Here is a 25,494-nt window from a genome sequence, read left to right as displayed (position 1 = left end):
ACGCAATGAGCGCAGACTGGGGCTGCGCGGATTGGTAGCGGGGCAATCGCGCCGAAACTGCGTGACTTCACGCCACTCATTCATAAACTCTTTCGCGGTTGTGTTTGAATCCCAACGCGAAAACGCATAGATCATCGTCAGGGAAAACATGCGAGAGAGATTTGCTATGGGTTCATTTTCGATTTGGCACTGGATGATCGTGCTGGTGATCGTGCTGCTGGTGTTCGGCCGCGGCAAGATTCCAGAGCTGATGGGCGACATGGCCAAGGGCATCAAGAGCTTCAAGAAGGGCATGGCCGACGACGAGGTTGCCGAAGACAAGCGCACCGTCGAACACCGTGCCGACGAAACCGTTTCGGCAGTGAAGGAAAAGGCCAGCAAAGGCTGAGCCCAAACTTTTAGTCGGAACGTATAGCCATGTTCGAAGTCGGCTGGACCGAGATGCTGGTGATCGCGATCGTCATGATCGTGGTCGTCGGGCCCAAGGATTTGCCCAACATGCTGCGCACCTTCGGCCGCACGACGGCAAAGCTGCGCGCCATGGCGGGCGACTTCCAGAAACAGTTCAACGAGGCGCTGAAGGAAGCCGAACTTGATGATGTCAAGAAGTCGGTCGATTCGCTGCGAGGCCTTAACCCGGCCGCCGAGATCAGGAAGCAGCTCAATCCGTTCGAGCAGGCGGCGGCCGACGTTCGTTCCGGGGTGGACGCGGCGATGAAGCCAAAGCCGGCGGCCGATCCCGCCCAGCCTGCCGCTTCGACGCCGCAGGCCGCCGAGCCGCTGAAGAATGGCGCAACGGTGCTGCCGGGCACGGATGCGCCGGAAGCGGCGCCGGCGGCGCCGGTCTTTCCGGTGATGACCGACAGTTCGGTGGTGGTACAGGCATCAGCGGTCGAGCCGCCAAAAGCCTCGGCGAAGAAATCAGTGAAGGCGGCGACGCCAAAAGCCGCCAAAGCTGCTGTGCCTGCAAGGGGCTCGGCCGCGGCGGTTGCCAAGGCGACTGCGGCTGTGAAGGCGACTGGGGCGGTGAAAGCGGCGCTGCCGGCCAAAACCGCTGCCAAGCAAGTGTCGACAACAGCCAAGACGGCAAGGGCGATATCGAAACCAGCTGTGGCCGCGCCGAAGACACCGGCTGCAGCCACCAAGAAAACGGCGGGCAAGTGAGCGTTTCGGACACGGAAAAGGACGAGATCGAGAAATCGTCGGCTCCGCTGATGGAGCATCTGATCGAGTTGCGCCGGCGGCTGATCTGGTCGATCGGCGGTTTCTTCGTTGCCTTCCTCGTCTGCTTCTTCTTCGCCAAGAAGCTGTTCAACCTGTTGGTGATCCCGTTCAAATGGGCGACCCAGTGGGCTGGGCTCGATCCCCTTAAGGTCGAGCTGATCTACACGGCGCCGCAGGAATTCTTCTTCACCCAGGTCAAGCTCGCCATGTTCGGCGGCATGGTCATCGCCTTTCCCCTGATCGCCACGCAGATCTACAAATTCATCGCGCCCGGCCTTTACAAGACTGAACGCAACGCCTTCCTGCCGTTCCTGTTCGCCTCGCCGGTCCTGTTCCTGATGGGCGCGTCGCTGGTCTATTTCTTCTTCACGCCGATGGTGATGTGGTTCTTCCTGGCGATGCAGCAGGCGGGCACCGACGACCAGGTGCAGATTTCGCTGCTGCCGAAAGTGTCGGAATATCTCAGCCTGATCATGACGCTGATCTTCTCCTTCGGCCTGGTGTTCCAGTTGCCGGTGGTGACCAGCCTGATGACGCGGGTGGGCATGCTGTCGTCGAAGGCGCTGGTCGAAAAGCGCAAATGGGCAATCGTCATCGCTTTCGTGGTGGCGGCGGTGCTGACGCCGCCCGATCCGATGAGCCAGATCGGGCTCGCCATTCCCACCATCATTCTCTACGAGGTTTCGATCTGGGCCGCCCGGCTGATCGAGCGGGACCAGGAGAAGCAGCGGGTGGCGCGCGAGAAGAAGGACGCCGAAGAAAAGGCGGCTGAGAAATCGGCGGAAGCGCCTTCGGAGCAGGTTCCTTCGTAGGCGGGTAGCTCTCTTAATCTTTCAAGATCCGCGGGACAGCGCCCCCCTCTGTCCTGCCGGACATCTCCCCCTCAAGGGGGGAGATTGGCAGCTTCACCAACGGCCCAATTCTTGAACGCTGGAGATTGGCGAAAGTCGTGATGACAGCCAATCTCCCCCCTTGAGGGGGAGATGTCCGGCAGGACAGAGGGGGGCGCGAAGGAACTCGGCCTTGACATCTTGCATCGACCAAGGATGCGGTTTACGCCCTCGGACCTAGCTCAGGAGCGTTCAAGACCATGCTTGACATCAAATGGATTCGCGACAACCCGAAGGCCCTTGCCGAGGCGCTCAAGAAGCGCTCGTGGTCGGCTGAGGATGCGCAGTCCACGGTCGACGATCTGATTGCCAGGGACGAGGCGCGGCGCGAACATCTGACCGAGCTGCAGACCAGGCAGGAGCGCCGCAACGCCGCGTCGAAGGAGATCGGCAACGCCATGCGTTCGGGCGATGCCGCACTCGCCGAAAGGCTGAAAGCCGAGGTCGGCGAGATCAAGGCCTTCATCCAGAATGGCGAGGCGCGCGAACGCGAACTCGACAAGGCGCTGAACGATGCGCTGGCCGTGCTGCCCAACGTGCCGCTCGACGACGTGCCGGTCGGCAAGGACGAGCACGACAATGTCGTCAAGCGCACGGTCGGCAAGGTGCCGACCCGGCCGAACTGGGTGAAGGAGCATTTCGAGATCGGCGAAGCGCTCGGCATGATGGATTTCGAGCGGGCGGCGAAACTGTCGGGCTCGCGCTTCACCGTGCTGAAGAGCGGGCTGGCGCGCATGGAGCGCGCGCTCGGCCAGTTCATGCTCGACCTGCACACGATTGAGCACGGCTATGAAGAGATCCGGCCGCCACTGATGGTGCGTGATGAGGCTCTCTATGGCACCGGGCAGTTGCCGAAGTTCGAGGAAGACCTGTTCTTCGCCCCGCACGGAGACGGCAGGCTGGGCTTGATTCCGACTGCCGAAGTCCCGCTTACCAATCTCGTTCGCGAAGAAATCACGGCGCATGAAAAACTGCCGCTGCGCTACACCGCGCTGACGCCGTGCTTCCGCTCGGAAGCCGGCTCGGCCGGGCGCGATACGCGCGGCATGCTGCGCCAGCACCAGTTCTACAAGGTCGAGTTGGTCTCGATCACCGACCAGGACTCTTCGCTCGCCGAACATGAGCGGATGACCGCGTGCGCAGAGGAAGTGCTGAAGCGACTGGAGCTGCCGTTCCGCACCATGACGCTGTGCACCGGCGACATGGGTTTTGGCGCGCGCAAGACCTACGACATCGAGGTCTGGCTGCCCGGCCAGAACGCCTATCGCGAGATTTCGTCATGCTCGGTGTGCGGCGATTTCCAGGCGCGGCGCATGGATGCCCGCTACAAGGACAAGGAAGGCAAGGGCAACCGCTTCGTCCATACGCTGAACGGTTCGGGCACCGCCGTCGGCCGCGCGCTTATAGCTGTCATCGAAAACTACCAGAATGAAGATGGCAGCGTAACCATTCCTGAAGCGCTGCGGCCTTATATGGGTGGCCTTGCAAAGATCGAATCGAAGTAATGCGCATTCTCCTGACCAATGACGACGGTATCCACGCCGAGGGCCTGGCGTCGCTCGAACGCGTCGCCCGAACCTTGTCCGACGACGTCTGGGTGGTGGCGCCGGAGCAGGACCAGTCCGGCTACGCGCATTCGCTGTCGATCTCGGAGCCGTTGCGCCTGCGCAAGATCGGCGAGAAACATTATGCCGTGCGCGGAACGCCGACCGACTGCGTCATCATGGGCGTGAAGAAAATCCTGCCCGGCGCGCCCGACCTGATCCTGTCGGGCGTCAATTCCGGCGCCAATATTGCCGACGACGTCACCTATTCGGGAACCGTCGCCGGCGCCATGGAAGGCGCGCTGCTCGGCATCCGCTCGATCGCGCTCAGCCAAGGCTACAGCTATGTCGGCGAGGACCGCGTCGTCCCCTACGAGACCACAGAGGCGCTGGCGCCGGCGTTGCTCAAGAAGCTTGTCGCGACGCCATTGCCAGATGGCGTGTTGCTCAACGTCAATTTTCCGAATTGTCTCCCTGACGAGATCGCCGGCACGGTGGTGACCTCGCAAGGCAAGCTCGTCCACAGCCTGTGGGTCGACGAGCGCCGCGATGGGCGCGGACTGCCCTATTATTGGCTGCGCTTCGGCCGCGAGCCGGTCGAGGGCAAGCAGGGCACGGACCTCCATGCCCTGCGCAATCGGCTGGTGTCGGTGACGCCGCTGCAGCTCGATCTCACCGCTCACGAAATCCGCGATCAACTGACCAAGGCGCTCGCATGAACCTGAACCACGGTCCGGCGGTCGACGACCGCGAAGGCTTTGCCGCTTTCCTGCTTCGCTTGCGTGGCAGGGGAACAGTGCCGAAGGCGCTGATCGCCGCCTTCGAGGCGACGCCGCGGCGTGGTTTCCTTTCCGCGCATTTCCATCCGATCGCCTGGTCGGACCGCATGCTGCCGATCGAATGCGGCGAGGCGATCGAAGGCGCCGACCTGCAAGCGGCGGTGATCGCCGCACTCGCCATCGAGCCGGGCAACCGCGTGCTCGAGATCGGCACCGGATCCGGCTACACGGCGGCGGTGATGTCGCGGCTTGCGGCGCGGGTCGTCACCATCGACCGCTACAAGACGCTGGCCGAGCAGGCCAAACAGCGTTTCGAGGCGCTCGGCATCGGCAATGCCATTGCGCGCCAAGCAGACGGCTCCAACGGGCTGGCCAATGAAGCGCCGTTCGACCGCATCGTCGCGTGGGCGGCCTTCGACAGCCTGCCGCGTTTCCTGCTCGACCAGCTGTCGAGCGGCGGCATCGTCATCGCGCCGATCGGCCCCGAAGAGGGCGAGCAAGTGGTGGCCAAGCTGACCAAGGTCGGCAGCCGCTTCGAACGTGAGGATATCGGCATCGTGCGCCTGCAGCCTATCCTGCGCAGCGTCGCTGCCGTCATCTAGGGTGTGTTGAGATTCAGGTGAGGCCGGCCTGCAAATGGCGGTTTCCTGCGCTTGCCGACAGCGCCGCGCGCCCTATTGGGCGTGCAAAGGACGCTGTAGAACTTTGATTTCGCGCATGATCCTTTCCGAAATCGAGATCGATTTCGGGGTCATGCGCGGGCTCACGTACCCGAAAGTACGCTCCGCTCCGGTTCTCGGAATCCACCTTGTTTGGTCGCTTCGCGCCCGTCTTCGACTCCGGCTCGGCCTGACCTGAATCTCAACACACCCAGCGCTCGATCCTCGAAATATTTTAAGAAAATTTGCGTCTGATTCTAGAGGTTTAACCGACCAGTAACATTAACGCGCTTTAATCACGCTCAGTTTGTACCGGGTCTGTGCGGGTTAGTGCGATGCAATTCAGTGTTTTGAAGGCAAACGGACGCAATCTGGCGCGTGGCTGCGCCGTCCTCATGGTCGCGGGCGCCGCGGCAGGGTGCAGTTCCCAGGTGGCGCGGTTCAATGGCGTCGACGACGTCTTCACCGCCTCGACCAACAACCAGCGCGCCATCATCGACAAGCAAGACGCTGCCCAGCCTTATCCGGGCGACGCCCCGGTGGCGGCAGCACCGGTCGACGGCACCTACACCCAGTCGGTCAGCCGCTCCAGCCTCGAGCCGGTGACGACGCGGCAATTGCCGCCGGTCAGCCACGCGCAGCCGGCTCCGGCGCTGGCGCCCGCCGAAAATCCGGTGCGCACTGCTTCAGCGCCGGCCCTGGCGCCTGACGCGCCTCGTGTCGACCGCACGGCAACCGGCACCGTCGCTCCGGCGGCAAGGCCGTTCAAGGACGCCGAGCCTGATGCGCCGCGCATGGCGACGGCGGGCGGCAAGCCGCATGCCACCGAGATCATCGTCAAGGATGGCGAAACCATTTCCGGCCTGTCGCGGCGCTATGGCGTGCCCGCCGACGCCATCATGAAGGTCAACGGGTTGAGCGAGACCAAGGGGTTGAGGAGCGGCCAGAAGCTGGTCATCCCGGCCTATGCCTATTCGAGCAAGGAGGCCGCGCCGAAGCTTGCCGACGTCAAGCCCGCGAACGGCACCAAGCACGATGTGCCGGCCAGTGCGCCGGAGAAGGTGGCCGTGTTGCCGCAGCAGCCGAAGCTCAAGGAGGGCAAGTCCGCCGCGCAGGTGGATGCGTCGGCCGCGGCAGGCCAGCCGAAAGACGCAAAGGCCGCGCCCAAGGCGACCGGTGCCGGTGGCACCTACACGGTTCAGCAGGGCGATACGCTGTCCGCCATCGCCAGGAAGACCGGCGTTGGCGTTGTTGCGCTGAAGCAGGCGAACGGCATGCAGGACGGTCTGCTCAAGATCGGCCAGACGCTGAAGGTTCCGGCCGGCGGCACCGCTGTCGTCGCCAGCGCCAAGCCGGCGAAGGTCGATCCGGTGACGACGGCCACCACCCCGCCGGCGGCCAAGACCACGCCGACCGAAACGCTCGCCTCCTATACGCCGCCAAAGAAGGATGCCAAGGTCATCCAGCAGGCCGAGGACGACGACGCGGTGGCGCCTGACGCCACCGGCATCGGCAAGATGCGCTGGCCGGTGCGCGGCCGCGTGATCTCCGGCTTTGGCGGCGGCAAGGACGGTGTCGACATTGCCGTGCCCGAGGGAACACCGGTCAAGGCGGCCGAGAACGGCGTCGTCATCTATGCCGGCGACGGCCTCAAGGAATTCGGCAACACGGTGTTGGTGCGCCACGAGAATGGGCTGGTCACGGTCTATGGCCACGCCAGCTCGATCGAGGTGCAGCGCGGCCAGAAGGTCAAGCGCGGCCAGGAAATCGCGCTGTCCGGCATGAGCGGTACGACCGACTCGCCGAAGCTTCATTTCGAAGTGCGCAAGAACTCGGCGCCGGTCGATCCTTCGACCTATCTTGAGTAAAAGGAAGAGCCGATCCGTCGACCTATCTCGAATAGAAGAAAAAACGATTGCAGGCCGCCTGACCTCCAGTCCGGCCCGCCGGCTTAGCCCGCCCTGCCTAGGGGCGGGCTTTTTCAGTCGCTGGCTCTCAAGCCTTCGTCGATCCGGTGAAGAAGCCCTCTAGTTCCGCGAAGCCCATGGCTTCTTCGGAAAACCGGAAGGTCCCTGCGGATCTCATCTCCCGCGCGGCGCGGACGAAGTTGCCAAAAGCAAGCCGTGCCAGCGCCGAGCCGACGCTGATCCGCTTGACGCCGGCGTCCGCCAGTTCGGCCACATCAAACGTAGCGCCGGGCATGCCCATCACGACATTGACCGGTTTCGTCACGGCGCTGCAAACGGTGCGGATCATGCCGAGGTCATGGAGGCCGGGCGCGTAGAGCACATCGGCTCCAGCCTTCTCGAAAGCCTGCAGTCTGCGAATGGTGTCATCCAGATCGGGACGCCCCCACAGGAAGTTCTCGCAGCGCGCCGTCAGGACGAAATCATCAGACAGTGCGCGGCGCGCCTGCGCGGCCGCCTCGATCCGCTCGACCGCAAGTGCAAAGCTGTAGATCGGATCATCGCGCCTGCCGGTGTGATCCTCGAGGGAACACCCTGCCAGGCCGATGCCGGCAGCGGCCTTGATCGTCTCGGCAGCACTTTGCGGACTGTCGCCGAAGCCTTTCTCGAGATCGGCCGAGACGGGGAGCGGTGTCGCCGCCGCGATGGCCCGGCAGTGGCCTAAAGTGTCCTCTCGCGAGACTTGTCCCTCGGCAACGCCGAGAGAGAACGCCATGCCGGCGCTGGTGGTGGCGAGGGCACGAAAACCCATGGCTGCGAGGATCCGCGCCGTGCCGACGTCCCAAGGATTGGGAATGACGAACGCGCCTGGTTCCTCATGAAGCTTGCGAAAAGCTGCGCCCTTGTTTTCCAGTTGCATTCCCCTTCAGCCTTCGAGTCACCGGAGCTTGACAAGAAAAAATGACACAAATTCGAGAACAAAGAAAGAACAGAGCTGCGGCGCAGGCGTTTTGCGAAAGCCGGGCCATATGCCCGACGGCTTCGGACGACAGTTGCTAGTCCTTGAGCGGCCTGCCCAGCCTGCCAGCCAGATCCTGGGTGAATTGCCAGGCGACACGGCCCGATCGGCTGCCGCGCGTTGTCGCCCATTCCAGCGCCTCGGCGCGCAGCGTCTCGGGATCGATGGCAAGGTCGTGATGGCTGATATAGCCGTCGATCATGTCGAGATATTCGTCCTGCGAGCATTTGTGGAAGCCAAGCCAGAGGCCGAAACGGTCGGACAGCGAAACCTTCTCCTCGACCGCCTCGGACGGATTGATGGCGGTCGAGCGCTCATTGTCGATCATGTCGCGCGGCAACAAATGGCGCCGGTTCGAGGTGGCGTAGAAGATGACATTGGCCGGGCGGCCCTCGACGCCACCTTCGAGCGCCGCCTTCAGCGACTTGTAGGAGGTGTCGTCATGGTCGAAGGAGAGGTCGTCGCAAAACAGGATGAAGCGGTAAGGCGCCATCTTCAGCAACCCCATCAGCTTCGGCAGCGTGTCAATGTCCTCGCGATGGATTTCGATGAGCTTGAGCGGCAGGTCGATCTTTGCCGATCCATTGACGGCGGCGTGCACGGCCTTGACCAGCGACGATTTGCCCATGCCGCGCGCGCCCCATAACAGCACATTGTTGGCGGCATAGCCGGCGGCAAAGCGCTCGGTGTTGTCGACCAATATGTCGCGGACGCGGTCGACGCCGCGGATCAGGCCGATGTCGACGCGATTGACCTTGCGCACCGGTTCCAGATAGCCCGGATCGGCCTGCCAGACGAAGCAATCGGCCTCGCCAAGGTCGGTTTGCGGCACCGGCGGCGGGGCAAGGCGAGTGACTGCCTCGATCAGGCGGTCGAGCTTCTGGTTCAGGGCTTCGAGGGTGCTGTCGGTCATTTTTTGTCTTTTTTGTTTCGCTTTCAGGGAGGCATGGCGTGGAACCTATTTGATTCCAGCAGTTTCGGAACCTGTTCCAACCTTTTGTTAGAGCATGATCTTTTCTGGAAACCGGGCTTCATTTTTCGAGATCACGCTCTAACACGGCTCAACAAGCCGGAAAAGCAACTGAAATGCCCGGCAGCGCAGTTGCATTGGCAACTTTACCGACTATATTCCGGCCAAATTTCGCGGGACCGCCTTGTGGCGGCTTTTCACCATTCAGGAGTACCTCGATGTTCGTTACACCGGCATACGCCCAAGGCGTCGGCGCCTCTCCGGATATGTTCATCAGCATTTTGCCGTTTGTCCTGATTTTCGTGATCATGTATTTTCTGATCATCCGGCCGCAGCGCACGCAGTTGAAGAAGCGCGGCGAGATGCTGGCGGCCGTTCGCCGCGGCGACACGGTCGTCACCGGCGGCGGCTTCGTCGGCAAGGTGACCAAGGTGATCGACGACAATGAGCTCGAGATCGATCTCGGCGCCGGCATCAAGGTGACGGCGCTGCGCTCGACGATCGCCGATGTGCGCGTCAAGGGCGAGCCGGTGGCGAATCAGAACGCCAAGAAATAACCGAATTGTCGGCGGAACGATCCGCCAGCATGCCCTGACGGACGACGCTATATGCTTTATTTTTCGCGCTCCAAGATGATCCTGATCTGGCTGGCCGTGGCCGCCACAGTGATCCTCGCTGCGCCCAATCTTTTCCCTGCAAGCACGCTCGCCAAGCTTCCCGATTGGGTGCCGAAGCGACAGATGACGCTCGGCCTCGATCTGCAGGGCGGCTCGCACATCCTGCTCAGGATGGATCCGAACGATCTGATCAAGGATCGGCTGGAGACGACGCGCGACGAGATCAGGACGCTGCTGCGCGACGCCAAGGTCGGCTATACCGGCCTTGCCGGATCGGGCCGGACCGTGCAGGTCCGCATCACCGATCCTGCGCAGATCGATGCCGCCAAGACGGCGCTGAAGCCATTGACCGCTCCGGTGGCCGCGGGCCTGTTCACCGGCGGCTCCGTTCAGGAGATGGCGCTGGATGATTCCGAGCCCGGCCTGCTCAAATTCACCGTCACCGACGCCGGCATCAAATACCGCACGTCGACGGCGTTGACGCAGTCGATCGAGGTCGTCGACCGCCGCGTCAACGAACTCGGCACCACCGAGCCGATCGTGCAGCGCCAGGGCGACGATCGCATTCTGGTCCAGGTGCCGGGTCTGCAGGATCCGCAACGGCTGAAGGAAATCCTCGGTCAGACCGCCAAGCTGACGTTCCAGATGGTAGACCAGTCGATGCCGGTGCAGGATGCGCTCAACGGCCGTCCGCCGGCGGGATCCTCGGTGCTGTATTCGCAGGACGATCCACCGGTCCCTTATCTGATCGAGAACCGCGTCATCGTTTCGGGTGAAAACCTGGCCGACGCGCAAGCGACATTCAACTCGCAGACCAACGAGCCGGTGGTTTCGTTCACCTTCGATTCCAAAGGGGCGGCGCGCTTCGGCCAGGCGACCTCGCAGAATGTCGGCAAGCTGTTCGCCATCATCCTCGACAATCAGGTGATTTCGGCGCCGCAGATCCGCGAGCCGATCCTGGGCGGCTCCGGCCAGATTTCCGGCAGTTTCACTGCCCAGAGCGCCAACGACCTCGCCGTGCTGCTGCGCGCCGGCGCGCTGCCTGCGACGCTGACGGTGATCGAGGAGCGCACGGTGGGTCCAGGCCTCGGCCAGGATTCTATTCAAGCCGGCAAGGTCGCCGGTGTGATTGGCTCCATCCTCGTCGTCGTCTTCATGTTCGTCGCCTACGGCTTCCTCGGCTTCCTCGCCAACCTTGCGCTGGCAGTGCATGTGGCGATGATCATCGGGTTGTTGTCGCTGCTTGGCGCGACGCTGACCTTGCCCGGCATTGCCGGTATTGTGCTGACCATCGGCATGGCGGTCGATTCCAACGTTCTCATCTACGAGCGCATCCGCGAAGAGCGACGAGCCGGCCGCTCGGTGATCCAGGCGATCGACACCGGTTTCACCAAGGCGCTGGCGACCATCGTCGATTCCAACGTCACGGCGCTGATCGCGACGGTGGTGCTGTTCTGGATCGGCACCGGGCCGGTCAAGGGTTTTGCCATAACCTTCGCCATCGGCATCCTGACCACCGTCTTCACCGCCTTCACCTTCACCCGGCTGCTGGTGTCGATCTGGCTTCGCCGCGCGCGGCCGAAGGAGTTGCCGCGGGCACCGGTGACCTTCATTCCGCCGGGTACGAAAATTCCGTTCATGGGCATCCGCCGCTGGACATTCGCGCTGTCGAGCATGCTTTCGATCCTGTCGGTGGTGCTGTTCATGACGATGGACCTCAACTACGGCATCGACTTCAAGGGCGGTTCGTTGATCGAGGTGCAGGCCAAGAATGGCAACGCCGATCTTGGCGACATCCGCGGCAGGCTCTCGGAACTCAACATCGGAGAGGTGCAGGTGCAGCAGTTCGGCGAGCCGACCGATGTGCTGATCCGCGTCGGCACGCAGGACGGCGGCGAGAACGCCGAACAGACCGTCATCGACAAGGTGCGCGGCGAACTGCAGGACAACTATGACTTCCGCCGTGTCGAAGTGGTGGGGCCGACGGTTTCCGGCGAACTCGCCAAGCAAGGCACGATCGCCATGCTGGTCGCGCTGCTCGGCATCCTGGTCTATGTCTGGTTCCGCTTCGAATGGCAGTTCGCGGTCGGCGCGATCATTGCGACCGTGCACGACATCGTCATGACCATCGGCTTCTTCGTCATCACCGGGCTCGAATTCAACCAATCGTCGCTGGCGGCGATCCTGACCATCATCGGTTATTCCTTGAACGACACGATCGTCGTCTATGACCGTGTTCGCGAGGATTTGCGAAAATACAAGAAGATGCCGCTGCCGCAATTGCTGAACAATGCCATCAACGAGACTCTGTCGAGAACGACGCTGACCGCGGTGACGACGATCCTGGCGCTGTTGGCGCTGGTGCTGTTCGGCGGCGAGGTGATCCGCTCGTTCACGCTGGCGATGCTGTTCGGCGTTGTCTTCGGAACCTATTCGTCGATCTTCATCGCCGCGCCGTTGCTCATCCTGTTCAAGCTGCGGGGCGAGAGCGCAACCTCCGACGAGGAAAAGCCAGTGAGCGGCGGCAAAGCCGTGGCGACCTGACGGCCGCTGCGGTAGTGGCCAAAGGCATCGTCATCCGCGAGGCGCATTTCCCCGGCCGTGCACCGATCGAGGCCTATGGCAATGGCGGTTTTCGTTTCGCCGACATGTCGCATCGCGGCTCGCTTCTGTGCCTGCCGTCCGGCATCCACGGTTGGCAGCCGGCCGACGCTACAGCGCTTACGGCGGCGGATTTCGAGAAACTGCTTAGCGAGGCCGACAAGGTCGAGATCCTGCTGGTCGGCACCGGCAACGATCTGAGACCATTGCCGGCCGCGCTGCGTGCCGCATTGAAGGCGGCGGGCATTTCCTCCGACCCGATGTCGACTGGTGCGGCGGTGCGGACCTACAACGTTCTACTGGCGGAAAACCGCGCGGTGGCCGCCGCGCTCATCGCCGTCGATTGAGATGATCGACAACGCAAAAATCGTCATGGACGCGGTGCGCGCCGCCGACCACGACCGCTATCTCACGGCGCTCTATGCGCCCGCGGACAAGCGCGGCGCGCTGTTTTCGCTCTATGCCTTCAACGCCGAGATATCAGGTATCCGCGACCGCATCCATGAGCCGCTGCCCGGCGAGGTGCGGCTGCAATGGTGGCGCGACGCCATTGCAGGGGAGGATGGGGCAGCAGATGACGGGGCAGGCGTCGGTCATCCCGTCGCCGACGCCTTGAAGGCCACGATTTCCACCCACCGCCTGCCGAAGCCGGCATTCGACAACATGCTCGATGCGCGTATCTTCGACCTTTACGACGATCCGATGCCGTCGCGTACCGATCTGGAAGGCTATTGCGGCGAGACGGCGGCTGCGCTCATCCAGCTCGCGGCGATGGTGCTCGACCCCATTGCAGCGCCGCGTTTCGCCGAGCTGGCGGGCAGGGCAGGCTGCGCGCAGGCAATGACCGGTCTTCTGCTGCTGTTGCCGCTGCATCGCAGGCGCGGCCAATGCTTCGTGCCGGCGGATGTTCTTGCGGCCGCCGGCTCCTCGCCGGAAGAGTTCGTCAAAGGCGATGGCGGCCCTGGCGCGCAACGCGCCGTGGCGGCGATGATCGCGCTGGCGCGCGAGCATTTTTCAGCCTTTGAGCAAGGGGCATCGGCCTTGCCGGCCTCGCTGCGTCCGGCGTTCCTGCCGCTGGCTCTGTCGCGCGCCTATCTCGGCAAGATGGAAAGCGTCCGTCATTCAGCTCTGCGCAGCGTGGCGCGGCTCTCGGCTGTGCGCCGGCATTGGCTGCTGTTGCGCCGCGCGACGCGCGGCTGGGTTCCGTCAACGACCTGATCGATCCAACTGGTTCGAGCGACGACAACCGAGACAAAGTTGCCGTGCCGTCATGCTGGCTCGCTCGAATCACCATCGCGCATCAGCGTCTCGTAATCGCGACCGCCATAGAAGATGTTGACGATGCGGACGAGACCGTCATCGATGATGTAAGCAATGACGGCAGAATGCTCGAACGGAACTGTTCGCAATCCTGGCACGATGTCGTCGCGGGAACGACCGCCGCGAGGCGCATTGCCGATGCTCTGGCAGCGGTCTTCGATGCGAAGAACGAATTTCAGTGCGACGTCAGGACTTCCGCGGGCCTCGACGATGTGTCTGAAAATTGCTGCCAGATCATTGCTGGCGCTTTCGCGATACTCGACCTCAAGCCGCCGAATCATCGGCGCGGCTCGAATACTGCGCGAAGAAGCCCTTAAGTCGGTCGCGAACCTCCTCCCCAGAAAGGTTCGGCCTCTCATCCTCGATCGAGGCCTTCACGCGCGCCCTTATCGAGGCCATGCGCTCGGCGTGTTCTTCCTCTTCACGCTGGAAGGCGCGAAGTGCAGCGCGGATGACCTCGCTTGCCGATCCGAAGGAGCCTTCCTCGACTTTTTTACGGATCATGCGCGCCATGGCGGGCGTGACGGTGACTGACAGTTTCTCGGCGGCTTCCATAATACAGCTCCCCGTATGGTTTGGGGTAGGATAGTATCCTACTCTATCCAAGATTCCAATGGAAGCTTCCGCGGCCGGACTAACCGCTGATGCGTTGACCCGAGCCAATGTAACGCCCAGATTGACCGTCGCCCGCAAAGCGGGCGTCAACTCGATGAGTGCGTCGACGACTGCCGGCGCCTCTGAAGCCGGCGTCTCCCGTGAGAAATGACCGCAGACATACACACCAAGAGGATGTGATGTGTTCAGACGGGCTTGGATGGTCCAGGACGGCGACAGCGAGTAGAGCGTCTTCATGAAATCGAGGAGGAACTGCTCGGTGTAAGAACTTTCAAGTCGCTTTACAGCAACAATCCTCTTCAAGCTTCGGTCGCGGTTCTCATTGTAATTCTCGTTGTCGATCACCCAGCCCCTGCCGTCGTGGGGTTGGCCGATCAACGCTTCAAGCGCTGGTATATGAACGTCGCGCAATTTCCGCAGGTTATTGCATCTAATGTAGATGCTCCAGACAATTTCGTAGTCGCCAGCGTAAGGTTCTTCACTCGTTGGCCAGCCCGGTGGCACAAGCTGCGGCAGAATGGAGAAGTCAGGCATGGCTACGCGGCCGCTTGCGCCTGTGAGGGCAGCCTAAGCCACTCGCGGCAATCCGCCAGCGCGCGCGACGTCACCGCGTGCCGCTTGGCCACTGTCTTGTCCTTGCCGCGCAGGCGTTTGCCCTCGGTCTTCGGCGCTTCCACCGGCGGAAACAGGCCAAAATTGACGTTCATCGGCTGGAAGGAGCGCTTTCCGGGTTCGTCATCGGAGATGATGTGGCCGCCGGTGATGTGGTTGAGCAGCGCGCCGAAGGCGGTGGTCAGCGGCGGCAGCGAGGGTGCATGGCCCAGCCGCTCGGCGGCGGCGAAGCGACCGGCAAGCAGGCCGATGGCCGCACTCTCGACATAGCCTTCGCAGCCGGTGATCTGGCCGGCGAAACGCAGGCCTGGTCGCGACTTCAATTGCAGCGAGGCGTCGAGCAGCGTCGGTGAATTGATGTAGGTGTTGCGGTGCAGGCCGCCGAGGCGGGCGAAATCGGCATTTTCGAGGCCGGGGACGGCGCGGAACACGCGCACCTGCTCGGCATGCTTCAGCTTGGTCTGGAAGCCGACCATGTTGTAGAGCGTGCCCAGCGCATTGTCCTGTCGCAGTTGGACGACCGCATAGGCTTTCACGCCGGGATTGTGGGCATTGGTCAGCCCCATCGGCTTCATCGGCCCATGGCGCAGCGTCTCGACGCCGCGTTCGGCCATCACCTCGATCGGCAGGCAGCCGTCGAAATAGGGCGTGCCTTCCCATTGCTTGAACTCGGTCTTCTGGCCGTCGACAAGCGCCTGCACGAAGGCGAGATATTGCTCCTTGTCCATCGGACAGTTGATGTAGTCCTTGCCGGTGCCGCCGGGACCGACCTTGTCGTAGCGCGACTGGAACCAGCAAATGTTCATGTCGATCGTGTCGAAATGCACGATCGGGGCGATGGCGTCGAAGAAGGCAAGCGCGTCGGCGCCGGTCGCTTCGGCGATCGATTGGGCAAGCGACGGCGCCGTCAGCGGGCCCGTGGCGATGATCGCCTGGTCCCAGTCCGCCGGCGGCAGGCCTGGCACTTCCTCGCGCTGGATAGTGATGAGCGGGTGCGCTTCAAGCTTGCTGGTCACAGCTTGCGAAAACCCGTCGCGGTCGACGGCCAGCGCGCCGCCGGCCGGCACCTGGTTTGCATCGCCAGCGCTCATGATCAGCGATCCGGCCAGCCGCATTTCGGCATGCAGCAGGCCGACCGCGTTGGTCTCAGCGTCGTCGGAGCGGAAGGAATTGGAACAGACAAGCTCGGCCAGGCCGTCGGTTTTGTGCGCATCGGTGCCGCGCACCGGCCGCATTTCATGCAGCACGACAGGAATGCCGGCCTGGGCCGCTTGCCATGCGGCTTCCGAGCCGGCGAGGCCGCCGCCGATGACGTGAATGGGGTTTTTGCTCATGAGCGCCGGAATAGTCGCTCGGCGCGGCGATTGCAATTGGGCAAGCCTGCCTCGGAAACAACAACACCCGCCGGGGGAGGAGGTCCGGCGGGTGTCGTTTTGGTGGTCGATCCTCGGGAGGAGGTGAAGATCGACCGTATTCGTCATCGCCGGGGAGGAGGTCGGCTTTGACGAAATCTCTTTCGCCTGGTGAAGGGGGCGAAACCCCTGGGGACGAAACTCGTGTCGCCCGGGACGAAATTCTTTCGCCCTTGGGAACAGCGCCCGCCGCGGGAGGAGGTGCGGCGGGCGCCGTTTTGATGGTCAACCCTCGGGAGGAGGTGAAGGCTGACCGTATCCGTCAGGGTCGGGGAGGAGGTCGACCCTGGCGAAATTCCTTAACTTCAGATGGCCTTGCGGGCGATGATCTTGATCTCGTCGCGGATGATGCCGAGATCATGGAGCTGGCGGTTCGAAAGGCGACCCAGCTCGTTAACGGTGTCGCGGTAAACGCGCCAGTTACGATAGTTACGGATCAGGTTCATTGTCGTTCTCTTTTTCAAAACTGGTTCGGACCATTTGCGGTCCGAAAGGATTAGACCGCCTTGCGAGCGACGTAGTGGATGTCGCTGCGGCTGATGCCGAGGTCGGTCAGTTCACGGTTGCTCAGGCGGCTCAGCTCGGAAACGGTGTCCCGGTAGCGGCGCCAGTTGCGGTAGTTGCGGATCAAGTTCATGGTATTTCTCGTTTCGTCTTTCTTTCGGATCATTCCGTCTTTGTGTACGCCATGAAGATAGGTGGGGTCATATCGATTTAAAAGCGCTATTGGTGCATGGCAGCAATGCAAATTGTGCAATGCAACATCACGACACGCTCACGGCTTCGTCACAAAGAAGCCCAAATTGGAAAATGCCGTGGCGTCAACGGTTTGCCCGGTTCGGCTGAAAAAAAGACCAAGCAAGGGGGAAGGACATGGCGAGCTATTCGTCACGGGTCAGGGCCGATATCGCACGATGGGTAGAGGCCGGCCTGATCGATGCGCCGACGGCCGGCGCGCTGACGCGCGACGTCGAGGCCAATGAACGCAAATCGCTGAGCTTCGGTTCGATCCTGGCGATGATGGCGGCGCTGCTGCTTGGCGCGGCCATCCTGATCTTCGTCGCCGCCAATTGGGAAGCCATCCCGCGGCTGGCGCGGGTGGCGGCGCTCTTCGCCATCATCCTCGCCGGCTATGTCGGCGGCGCGGTGCTGAAGACACGCGACCATGCGGCGATCGGCGAGGCGCTGTGGATCGTCGCCGCGGCGGCATTCGGCGGATCGATCGCGCTGATCGGCCAGATGTATCATCTGTCCGGCGACGAGGCGTCGGCCCTGGTCACCTGGGGCGCCGGCACGGCAATGGCGGCGGTCGCGCTGCGCTCGAACCCGCTGACCGTCGCTGCCGTCGGCATCGCCGATGCCTGGCTGTTCCTGAAAGGGTTCGACTATTTCAGGCGCGCGGAATTTCCGCATTTCTTCGTCGTCATGGCGTTGGTGCTGTTCGCCATTTCGTTCTGGACGCGCAGCCAGGCGGCGCGGCACCTGATCATCCTGTCGGTCATCTTCTATCTCGTGCTGCTGGCCATGGATCACGACACGTTGCAGGTCGCTGTCCCACTCGTCATTGTGTCGGCGCTGCTGTTCGCGGCGGCGATCTTCGCTGCCGGGCCTGTCGATAGGATCCTGCGGCTTGGCGGCCGGCTGCCGCTGCACGCGCTGATCGGCTTTCTCACCGGCCTGGCGCTGATCCAGTTCCAACTGGCGGATGAAGCGAGCTACAGCAGCGGCTTTGCCATTGCCTCGGCCATAGCGCTTGCCGGCATTGTCGCGGCGATCGTGCTCGGCGGCCGCGAGAGCAGGGGCTTGCGCTGGGTTGCCTATGCCGGCTTCGCCTTCGAACTCGCCATCATCTATGTGGTGATGCTGCAGTCGATGCTCGACACGGCTGGCTTCTTCCTTGCCGCCGCGGTGCTTCTCGGCGTCCTTGCCCTCGTCATCATCCGTATTGAAAAACGCATGAAGGCGCCGAGCCTGGAAGGAGCGACGGCATGATGACCGGGAAAAGACTTGTCATCTCGGCGCTGGTGCTGGCGCTCGTGCAGATCGGCTTTTTGAGCTGGATCATCGCCGGCCGGGCGGCGATCCTGCGCGATGGCAGGCAAGTTCTGCTCAAGGTCGAGCCGGTCGATCCGCGCGATCTCCTGCGTGGCGACTATATTCGCCTCGGCTACGATATCTCGCGCATACCGGTGAAGCTGATCGCCAACATCCCGGCCGGCAAGCTATCGAGCGACAACACGCCGATCGTGGTCAGGCTGAAGCCGGGCGCCGACGGCTATTGGCAGCCGACCGCCGCCTGGTTCGGGCAGGCGCCGGCACCGGCCGCAGCCGACGAGGCCGATATCGTCGGGCACATCGCCGAAGGCTGGAATCTGAGCGAGGCAGGAACAGCGATCACGCCGGACTACGGCATCGAGCGGTTCTATCTGCCGGAGGGCGAGGGGATAGCGATCCAGAACGACATGCGGGTGCGGCCATTCGGCATCCGCGTCGCGATCGCCAAGGACGGCACCGCGCAGATCAAGGCGCTGATGGACGGCGACAAGACGCTGTTCGAGGAACCGCTTTATTAGAATTAGATCGACGGCCTTGGCATTGATTCTCCTTCGCCAAGGCTTCGGAGGACACTCCTGTTCGCAACAAGTCTTCTCCGGGTCGCAAGCGACCCTGCGAAGCCTCGGCGAAGCAGGGTGGTGCGGATGAAGGGACTCGAACCCCCACGCCTTTCGGCACTGGAACCTAAATCCAGGGCGTCTACCAATTCCGCCACATCCGCATTGCCCGGCCAATCCCATGTAGCCATCATTCTGTCAATGTCGCAGGCCACATCGGGGGGTCATTGGCCGGCGCATGATCCCGAAAATCGAAAAATCGATTTTCGGGAAGGGTCATGCGCCAAAATCAGGGTGCTACGGCGTCCTTTGCGCGTCCAAGAGGACGCGCGGCGCTGTGGATGCGAAGATGGTTGAAAATCGGCCGCGCCTGTGACAAAAGGCGTGTCGAATGTGACGGGACGCGACGATCCGCTTCTGCTGAATGTGATAAGAAGTAGGAAAAACAAAGACTTATTCACATTTTGGAGCGTATTTCTGGAGGATTTGAGCCGCGTTGGGCGGGCAAACCCTGAAGTTCCGCACCAAAAGCCATTCCCGGCAAGATCATACCGGCAGGCAGTAAACGGCAGGAGCCGTTTGGCGGTCTCATTGGTGGAAACAAAGGTTTTATGATGCAGGTCACCGAAACGCTCAACTCCGGTCTCAAGCGCGAGATCAAGATCACCGTGCCGGCCGGTGACATGGAAGCCAAGCTGATGGCGCGGCTTTCCGACGCCAGGAACAAGGTCCGCATCAACGGCTTCCGTCCCGGCAAGGTGCCGGTGCAGCACCTGCGCAAGGTCTACGGCAAGTCGTTCATGGCCGAAGTGGTCAACGAGATCCTCAATGATTCGACCCGTTCGATCATCACCGGGCGCGGCGAAAAGGCCGCCATGCAGCCCGAAGTGATCATGACCGAGGACGAGAAGGAAGCCGAGAAGATCCTGGCCGGCGGCGCCGACTTCGAGTTCCGCCTGAACTACGAGATCATCCCGGCGATCGAGATCAAGGATTTCTCCGACATCAAGGTGACGCGCCAGGTTTTCGACGTGCCGGATTCAGAAATCGACGAGCAGGTCCAGCGCGTCGCCGAATCGGCGCGCAGCTACGAGCCGAAGACCGGCAAGGCGGCCGAGGGCGACCGCGTGACGATCGACTATGTCGGCAAGATCGACGGCGAGGCCTTCAATGGCGGCGCCGGCACCGACCAGCCGCTGGTGCTTGGCTCCAAGGAATTCATCCCGGGCTTCGAGGATCAGCTCATCGGCGCCAAGGCCGGCGACGAGAAGCAGGTCACCGTCACCTTCCCGGAAAACTACCAGGCGGCGCATCTTGCCGGCAAGGAAGCCACCTTCGACGTCACCGTCAAGGAAGTCTCCGAGCCCGGCGCGCTGGAGATCAACGACGAAACGGCCAAGAATCTCGGCCTGGAGTCGCTCGAGCGCCTGCGTGAAGTGGTGCGCACCCAGATCGAGAACCAGTTCGGTTCGATGACGCGCCAGAAGGTCAAGCGCCAGCTGCTCGACCAGCTCGACGCGGCCTATTCGTTCGAGGCGCCGTCGAAGCTCGTCGAGGCCGAGTTCTCCAACATCTGGAACCAGGTCACCCGCGATCTCGAAGCCGCCGGCCGCAGCTTCGCCGACGAGGAGACGACGGAAGACGAGGCGCGCGCCGAATATATGCGCCTTGCCGAACGCCGCGTGCGGCTCGGCCTGGTTCTGGCCGAAATCGGCGAGAAGGCCGGCGTCACCGTGTCGGACGAGGAATTGCAGCGCGGCCTGTTCGAGCAGGTGCGCCGCTATCCGGCCAACCAGCAGCAGGAAGCCTTCGAATTCTACCGCGGCAACCCCGAGGCGCTGAACACGCTGCGCGCGCCGATGTTCGAGGAGAAGGTCGTCGACCATCTGCTCGGCCAGATCTCGGTCGCCGACGTCAAGGTCAGCAAGGAAGAGCTGATGGCCGACGACGAGGATGACGACACCGCCAAGGCGAAGCCGGCGAAGAAAGCGGCTGCCAAGAAGGCTGAGGCCAAGACCGACGACGCGGAAGAGCCCAAGAAGAAGGCCGCGCCGAAGAAGAAGGCCGCCAAGGACGACGAATAAAACGCAGCATTGCGACGAACGCGAAAGGCCGCCCTTGAGGCGGCTTTTTTGTTGTCGTCGATGCTGTGGCGCCTTCGGTAAATCACTGAAATCACACGGCATGATTGACTTCTGCTATCTGACGGCCAGATTCTGTGGTATATAGGTGCCGCAATTACAGGGAGGAGAAGCGGATATTCCGCTTCGTCGAGCAAGGCGCATGCCGGCTCAAGCATCGGTACGCGCGGATCGTCCTAGGCATATTGGCGATCAGTGAGGAGATGCCATGCGCGCAATTGCGTTTTTCGCCGTCGTGTCCGTTGCGACCTTCATCACGGGCCAATGTCAGGCACAGGATGCCGCGGCGGGTGAGAAGGTCTTCACCAAATGCAAGGTCTGCCACATCGCAGACGAGGACAAGAACAAGGTCGGTCCATCACTGAACGGCGTCATTGGCCGGACGGCCGGCACGCATCCGGATTTCAAATATTCTGAAGCCATGGTGGCGGCCGGCAAATCGGGCATTGTATGGGACGAGCCCACGCTGACGACCTATCTTAAAGATCCCAAGGCCATGGTCAAAGGTTCGAAGATGGCGTTTCCCGGCCTCAAGAAGGACGAAGACGTCGCTAATGTCATCGCCTATCTCAAGCAATTCTCAAAGTAACTTGGCTCTTTCGTCGTTCAACCCGCCAGGTTGCCTGTCTCCATCGGTGGTCGCCTGAAATGTCGACTAGGGAAAGCCGCCTCAACGATACCGGCATCCGCCTCTCGGAAGCGACGGCCGCGGATTTTTTCGCGCTTCTGAAACCACGGGTCATGGCCCTTGCTGTCTTTACCGCTTTCGTCGGGCTGATGGTGGCGCCGGATGCGATGAATCCGGTCATAGCCTTGGTTGCAATCGGCGCAATTGCCGTTGGAGCAGGAGCGGCCGGCGCGCTCAACATGTGGTACGACGCCGATATCGACGCGTTGATGTCGCGCACGTCAAAGCGGCCGATCCCGTCAGGCCGCGTCACGCCAGGCGAAGCTCTCGGCTTCGGCCTGGTGCTTTCCGCACTTTCGATCATGACGCTCGGCGTGCTGGTGGACTGGCTTGCCGCATCGCTGCTGGCCTTCACCATCTTCTTCTATGTCGTCATCTATACGATGTGGCTGAAGCGCTCGACGCCGCAGAATATCGTCATTGGCGGCGCCGCGGGCGCCCTTCCTCCGGTCATCGGGTGGGCCGCGGCCACCGGCGGCATCGGGATTGAAAGCTGCATTCTGTTTCTGATCATTTTCCTGTGGACGCCGCCGCATTTCTGGGCGCTCGCGCTGTTCAAGGTCGGTGATTACGCCACCGCCGGTATCCCCATGATGCCGAACGTCGCCGGAGAGGCTTCGACCAGAAAACAAATCCTTGCCTATTCGCTGCTTCTGGCGCCAGTCGCCGTGCTCCCCTGGGCGCTCGGATTCGCGAGCGGATTCTACGGGATCGTTTCGGCTGCTTTGGGCGCGGGTTTCATCTGGCACGCCTGGAAGCTTCTGGTCATTCCCGACCAGGAGATGAAACTCGCCAAGGCGCTGTTTGCCTATTCGATTTTCTATCTTTTCGCGATCTTCGCCTTGCTGCTTGCCGACACCATTGCGATGCGCGCGGTCATGTCTGCCGGAAATTGACCGCACGACCAGCGGTCTCGGAATACGTCATATTGGCAGCGCACAGAATCCCAGCAGCAGCAGAATAACGATGCCGAGGCCCATTATGAGAACAGTCTTTCCGTCCATGAATTCTACCTTCGACCCGTGAAGAATATCGAAGAAAGGCCTCCAGAGCTAGCCTGAAGGCATCAACCCTCTCTGACAAAGGGCGACAAATCTCCGGCAAGAGAGTATGTTGATCATGGTGCGGTCGCGGTTTTGCGTGGCCAGTCACGCTGAACGGCAGCACCGTGAAACCGCGATCCTACCGGACCTGGTCTGGAGAAATGGTCATGGCAAGCTTTCACGTGATAGCAGGCGCCAGCGAGACGCTGGAGCATACAAAAATTCGAAAAATCGGTGTTTCCGACCTTTTCGACGCGCTCAGGCGTGGCGTCGACGATTTCATGGTCAAACCATCGCACATCGTCTTTCTCTGCCTGATCTATCCGCTCGTTGGCGTTGTGCTTGCCGCCTGGACATCGGGCGCCAACGCATTGCCGCTGCTGTTTCCGCTGGTGTCCGGCTTTGCGCTGATCGGTCCGTTCGCGGCGATCGGCCTCTATGAGATAAGCCGCAGGCGGGAGGCCGGGCTCGATACGTCCTGGCGGCACGCTTTCGAGGTCAGGCACTCTCCGGCGTTGCCGGCGATTGCCGCGGTTGGAATCATGCTGTTTGCGATCTTCATCACCTGGCTTTTGACGGCGCAGATGTTCTATCAATATCTCTTTGGCCCGGCGCCGCCGGAATCGATATCGGGCTTCATCAATGGGATATTCGCCACCGGACGCGGCTGGACGCTGATTATCCTCGGGCACGCCATCGGCTTCGTCTTCGCCGTGGTGGTGTTGTGCACAACGGTCGTCGCCTTCCCATTGTTGCTCGACCGCGACGTCGGCGCCTACGAAGCCATCCACACCTCGGTGCGGGCAGTGCTCGCGAACCCGATCACCATGGCCTTCTGGGGACTGATCGTCGCCGTCGCCCTGATCATCGGCTCGGTGCCGGTTTTCGCAGGGCTGGCGGTGGTGCTGCCGATCCTCGGTCACGCCACCTGGCACGTCTACCGCAAGGTCGTGGAGCCCCCCGCCAGACCGGCGAGCTGAAAAGTCCTGCCTTGCCGCATCGGCGAGAGCGCCGGTGCGGCAGGTTGGTCAGAGCGTTCAGTAGGCCGGGTGGCTGAAGCGGGCCTGGCGTGCATCCATGGTCAGGTTGCGGAAATCCTTGCCGCTGACATGCACCAGCGTCCTGTGGTCGCCACCTTCGAAATAGATGTCGGCGGCATCGCCGAGGCTTTCGTCGAGGATCACCGGCACGTCGTAGGCCGCGCCGATCGGCGGAATGGCGCCGGTGTCGCAATCCTGGAAGAGCAAAACCACCTCGTCTTCGGAGGCGAGGCCAAGACGCTTGTCCATGATGCTCTGCAACGCACCGAGTTCGATCCTGTGGGTGCTGGGAACCACGGCCAGCGCATAGCCGAGTTCATGGTGAACGACCACAGATTTGGCCATTATGCTGCCCGGCACATGCGCGGCAATGGCGGACTGTCTGCTCGTGGACGTGCGGTGGTGTTCGACGGTGTCGTAGGAAATGCCCTTTTCGTCGATAAAGTCCTTCAGTCTGGTTGCGATGGTCATCTTTGGCGTCCCTTGCTGGAGTTAGCGACGCATTGCGGAAACGAGGCGATCATTCTCCTGCCGCCGTTTCCGATACGAACAAAATGGATCAGCCGCCGATTGTTTCAAGGCGAGGGCAGTCGGGCAGCAAACGATACTTTTCGGCGCCTGACTGGAGCGCCGACACAGGCCGGAACCGGGTAGCGCGTCAGGGGCCGGGGCCGAAGAACGACATCCGCGTGAGAAGCGTGTAATCCGCTTCGAAGACCATCATTGCCACGAACACCAGCACCAGCACCGGCGGCAGGATGATCGCATATGTCAGCGCCAGCCGCTCCCAGGCCATGTGCATGAAAACGGCGACGATCAGCCCTGCCTTGAGCATCATGAAGATCAGGATCAGCGACCATCTGAGATAACCGTGGACGCCGAAATAATCGACCATGTAGGAGCAGGCGCTGAGGATGAACAGCCATGCCCAGACCACCAGATAGAGCTTGATCGGATGCTCCTGATGGACGTCCGCATCGGCGACTCCGGTCGCTGGTGCTTCATGCGCAGCGTGAAGTGCATGTTGCCCCAGGCCGTTTGCGGTTGCTTCAGCCATATCTGCCTCTCACCAGAGATAGAAGAATGCGAAAATGAACACCCAGACCAGATCGACGAAGTGCCAGTAGAGCCCCATGATCTCGACGTTCTCGTAGTTGCCCTTGCGGCTGGTGAAGAAGCCGGGCCGCCCGGTTTCGTAATCCCCGCGCCAGACCTTTCGCGCCACGATGATCAGGAAGATCACGCCGAACGTCACATGCGTGCCGTGGAAGCCGGTGATCATGAAGAAGGACGAGCCGAACTGCGCGGCGCCCCAGGGATTGCCCCACGGCCGCACCCCTTCGGTGATCAGCTTGGTCCATTCGAAGGCTTGCATGCCGACGAATGTCGCGCCGAGTGCCGCGGTCAGAAGCATCAGGATTGCCGTCTTGCGGCGATCGCGGCGATAGCCGAAATTGACCGCCATGGCCATCGTTCCGCTGCTCGAGATCAGCACGAAGGTCATGATGGCGATAAGGATCAGCGGGACGTCCGAGCCGCCGATCTGAAGGGCAAAGACCTCGCTCGGATTGGGCCAGGGCACTTGTGTAGACATGCGCGCGGTCATGTAGGAGAGCAGGAAGCAGCCGAAGACGAAGGTGTCGCTGAGCAGGAAGATCCACATCATGGCCTTGCCCCAGGACACGTTCTTGAACGCGCGCTGATCCGACGACCAGTCGGCGGCGATGCCTTGCCAGCCGGCGGGCCGCGGGTCCGTTTGGCCGGTATGCGTCAGTGCTGTCTCTGCCATCGGCCTCATCCTC

Annotated in this window: 27 protein-coding genes and 1 tRNA gene; 17 read left to right on the top strand and 11 right to left on the bottom strand. The window is 62.1% G+C overall.

The features are described 5' to 3' along the window. The first annotated feature begins 166 nt into the window (after nt 1-166). From MESS4_RS20845 to MESS4_RS20815, 7 genes are all read left to right on the top strand, one after another. Complete coding sequence (locus MESS4_RS20845) at nt 167-388, top strand: twin-arginine translocase TatA/TatE family subunit (protein WP_036241764.1); 222 nt, start codon at nt 167-169, stop codon at nt 386-388. Between the two features lie 29 nt (nt 389-417). Then, nucleotides 418-1,164 (top strand): Sec-independent protein translocase protein TatB, encoded by a 747-nt coding sequence (gene tatB, locus MESS4_RS20840; protein ID WP_006335212.1) that lies wholly within the window; start codon nt 418-420, stop codon nt 1,162-1,164. After that, nucleotides 1,161-2,036 carry a twin-arginine translocase subunit TatC gene (gene tatC, locus MESS4_RS20835; RefSeq protein WP_006335211.1) on the top strand — a complete coding sequence of 292 codons (876 nt, stop codon included), beginning with the start codon at nt 1,161-1,163 and terminating at the stop codon, nt 2,034-2,036. The genes tatB and tatC overlap by 4 nt, the downstream gene beginning before the upstream one ends. A 278-nt stretch (nt 2,037-2,314) precedes the next feature. Next, nucleotides 2,315-3,619, top strand: coding sequence for a serine--tRNA ligase (gene serS / locus MESS4_RS20830; RefSeq protein ID WP_006335210.1), 1,305 nt, complete (start codon nt 2,315-2,317; stop codon nt 3,617-3,619). Further along, nucleotides 3,619-4,377, top strand: a complete 759-nt coding sequence (gene surE / locus MESS4_RS20825) for a 5'/3'-nucleotidase SurE (protein WP_006335208.1) — start codon at nt 3,619-3,621, stop codon at nt 4,375-4,377. Before serS ends, surE begins: the two co-directional genes overlap by 1 nt. After that, nucleotides 4,374-5,039 (top strand): protein-L-isoaspartate(D-aspartate) O-methyltransferase, encoded by a 666-nt coding sequence (locus MESS4_RS20820; protein ID WP_006335207.1) that lies wholly within the window; start codon nt 4,374-4,376, stop codon nt 5,037-5,039. The genes surE and MESS4_RS20820 overlap by 4 nt, the downstream gene beginning before the upstream one ends. Before the next feature lie 392 nt (nt 5,040-5,431). Continuing rightward, a complete protein-coding gene (locus MESS4_RS20815; protein ID WP_006335206.1) occupies nt 5,432-6,964 on the top strand; it encodes a peptidoglycan DD-metalloendopeptidase family protein in 1,533 nt (510 codons plus the stop codon). A 127-nt stretch (nt 6,965-7,091) separates the two neighbouring features. Here MESS4_RS20815 and MESS4_RS20810 read toward each other — a convergent pair whose 3' ends face one another. After that, nucleotides 7,092-7,922, bottom strand: a complete 831-nt coding sequence (locus MESS4_RS20810; protein WP_006335205.1) for an isocitrate lyase/phosphoenolpyruvate mutase family protein — start codon at nt 7,920-7,922, stop codon at nt 7,092-7,094. A gap of 136 nt (nt 7,923-8,058) precedes the next feature. Beyond that, nucleotides 8,059-8,934, bottom strand: coding sequence for an ATP-binding protein (locus tag MESS4_RS20805; protein WP_006335204.1), 876 nt, complete (start codon nt 8,932-8,934; stop codon nt 8,059-8,061). A 275-nt stretch (nt 8,935-9,209) separates the two neighbouring features. On the opposite strand from MESS4_RS20805, the gene yajC reads away from it, so the two are divergent. From yajC to MESS4_RS20785, 4 genes are read left to right on the top strand one after another with little or no spacing between them, the layout of a single operon-like run. Further along, on the top strand, nt 9,210-9,548 hold the full coding sequence (gene yajC, locus MESS4_RS20800) for a preprotein translocase subunit YajC (RefSeq protein ID WP_006335202.1): 339 nt from the start codon (nt 9,210-9,212) through the stop codon (nt 9,546-9,548). A gap of 51 nt (nt 9,549-9,599) precedes the next feature. Then, on the top strand, nt 9,600-12,152 hold the full coding sequence (gene secDF / locus MESS4_RS20795; protein ID WP_006335201.1) for a protein translocase subunit SecDF: 2,553 nt from the start codon (nt 9,600-9,602) through the stop codon (nt 12,150-12,152). A 14-nt stretch (nt 12,153-12,166) separates the two neighbouring features. Beyond that, nucleotides 12,167-12,556, top strand: a complete 390-nt coding sequence (locus MESS4_RS20790) for an Mth938-like domain-containing protein (protein WP_006335200.1) — start codon at nt 12,167-12,169, stop codon at nt 12,554-12,556. Between the two features lies 1 nt (nt 12,557). Next, nucleotides 12,558-13,427 (top strand): phytoene/squalene synthase family protein, encoded by an 870-nt coding sequence (locus MESS4_RS20785; protein ID WP_006335199.1) that lies wholly within the window; start codon nt 12,558-12,560, stop codon nt 13,425-13,427. Between the two features lie 50 nt (nt 13,428-13,477). On the opposite strand, the gene MESS4_RS20780 is transcribed toward MESS4_RS20785, so the two are convergent. The 5 genes from MESS4_RS20780 to MESS4_RS32490 all read right to left on the bottom strand — a co-directional run bounded on the left by MESS4_RS20780 (nt 13,478) and on the right by MESS4_RS32490 (nt 16,805). Beyond that, the gene (locus MESS4_RS20780; protein WP_036241792.1) at nt 13,478-13,807 is read right to left on the bottom strand and encodes a type II toxin-antitoxin system RelE/ParE family toxin; all 330 of its coding nucleotides are present in this window, start codon (nt 13,805-13,807) and stop codon (nt 13,478-13,480) included. Next, a complete protein-coding gene (locus MESS4_RS20775; RefSeq protein ID WP_036241790.1) occupies nt 13,794-14,084 on the bottom strand; it encodes a type II toxin-antitoxin system ParD family antitoxin in 291 nt (96 codons plus the stop codon). Before MESS4_RS20775 ends, MESS4_RS20780 begins: the two co-directional genes overlap by 14 nt. Nucleotides 14,085-14,680: 596 nt before the next feature. After that, nucleotides 14,681-16,090: a methylenetetrahydrofolate--tRNA-(uracil(54)-C(5))-methyltransferase (FADH(2)-oxidizing) TrmFO gene (gene trmFO, locus MESS4_RS20770; RefSeq protein ID WP_006335196.1), complete on the bottom strand. Its 1,410-nt coding sequence runs from the start codon at nt 16,088-16,090 to the stop codon at nt 14,681-14,683. 383 nt (nt 16,091-16,473) lie between these two features. Beyond that, on the bottom strand, nt 16,474-16,614 hold the full coding sequence (locus MESS4_RS32495; protein WP_006335195.1) for a DUF1127 domain-containing protein: 141 nt from the start codon (nt 16,612-16,614) through the stop codon (nt 16,474-16,476). A 50-nt stretch (nt 16,615-16,664) separates the two neighbouring features. Then, complete coding sequence (locus tag MESS4_RS32490; RefSeq protein WP_006335194.1) at nt 16,665-16,805, bottom strand: DUF1127 domain-containing protein; 141 nt, start codon at nt 16,803-16,805, stop codon at nt 16,665-16,667. Nucleotides 16,806-17,041: 236 nt separating this feature from the next. Between MESS4_RS32490 and MESS4_RS20765 the strand changes: the two genes are divergently transcribed. Then, on the top strand, nt 17,042-18,160 hold the full coding sequence (locus tag MESS4_RS20765; protein ID WP_006335192.1) for a DUF2157 domain-containing protein: 1,119 nt from the start codon (nt 17,042-17,044) through the stop codon (nt 18,158-18,160). Beyond that, the gene (locus MESS4_RS20760; RefSeq protein WP_006335191.1) at nt 18,157-18,741 is read left to right on the top strand and encodes a GDYXXLXY domain-containing protein; all 585 of its coding nucleotides are present in this window, start codon (nt 18,157-18,159) and stop codon (nt 18,739-18,741) included. The genes MESS4_RS20765 and MESS4_RS20760 overlap by 4 nt, the downstream gene beginning before the upstream one ends. A gap of 118 nt (nt 18,742-18,859) precedes the next feature. Here the strand turns inward: MESS4_RS20760 and MESS4_RS20755 are convergent. Further along, nucleotides 18,860-18,944, bottom strand: a tRNA-Leu gene (locus tag MESS4_RS20755). Between the two features lie 450 nt (nt 18,945-19,394). On the opposite strand from MESS4_RS20755, the gene tig reads away from it, so the two are divergent. From tig to MESS4_RS20735, 4 genes are all read left to right on the top strand, one after another. Then, a complete protein-coding gene (gene tig / locus MESS4_RS20750; protein ID WP_036241788.1) occupies nt 19,395-20,864 on the top strand; it encodes a trigger factor in 1,470 nt (489 codons plus the stop codon). A 265-nt stretch (nt 20,865-21,129) separates the two neighbouring features. Then, nucleotides 21,130-21,510, top strand: a complete 381-nt coding sequence (locus MESS4_RS20745; protein ID WP_006335178.1) for a cytochrome c family protein — start codon at nt 21,130-21,132, stop codon at nt 21,508-21,510. Between the two features lie 59 nt (nt 21,511-21,569). Further along, nucleotides 21,570-22,505, top strand: coding sequence for a heme o synthase (locus MESS4_RS20740; protein ID WP_006335177.1), 936 nt, complete (start codon nt 21,570-21,572; stop codon nt 22,503-22,505). A 314-nt stretch (nt 22,506-22,819) separates the two neighbouring features. Continuing rightward, a complete protein-coding gene (locus MESS4_RS20735; RefSeq protein ID WP_006335176.1) occupies nt 22,820-23,632 on the top strand; it encodes a DUF2189 domain-containing protein in 813 nt (270 codons plus the stop codon). A 57-nt stretch (nt 23,633-23,689) separates the two neighbouring features. Here the strand turns inward: MESS4_RS20735 and MESS4_RS20730 are convergent, their stop codons facing one another. From MESS4_RS20730 to MESS4_RS20720, 3 genes are all read right to left on the bottom strand, one after another. Then, the gene (locus tag MESS4_RS20730; RefSeq protein WP_006335174.1) at nt 23,690-24,163 is read right to left on the bottom strand and encodes an aminoacyl-tRNA deacylase; all 474 of its coding nucleotides are present in this window, start codon (nt 24,161-24,163) and stop codon (nt 23,690-23,692) included. Between the two features lie 187 nt (nt 24,164-24,350). Next, nucleotides 24,351-24,749 carry a cytochrome C oxidase subunit IV family protein gene (locus MESS4_RS20725; protein ID WP_006335172.1) on the bottom strand — a complete coding sequence of 133 codons (399 nt, stop codon included), beginning with the start codon at nt 24,747-24,749 and terminating at the stop codon, nt 24,351-24,353. Between the two features lie 9 nt (nt 24,750-24,758). Further along, the gene (locus tag MESS4_RS20720; RefSeq protein WP_036241761.1) at nt 24,759-25,481 is read right to left on the bottom strand and encodes a heme-copper oxidase subunit III family protein; all 723 of its coding nucleotides are present in this window, start codon (nt 25,479-25,481) and stop codon (nt 24,759-24,761) included. Between the last annotated feature and the right edge of the window lie 13 nt (nt 25,482-25,494).

It is taken from the genome of Mesorhizobium sp. STM 4661 (assembly GCF_000359125.1).
GTDB lineage: Bacteria > Pseudomonadota > Alphaproteobacteria > Rhizobiales > Rhizobiaceae > Mesorhizobium.
The sequence above is the reverse complement of the archived record's forward strand: the minus strand, read 5'-3'. Positions and strand labels throughout refer to the sequence as shown.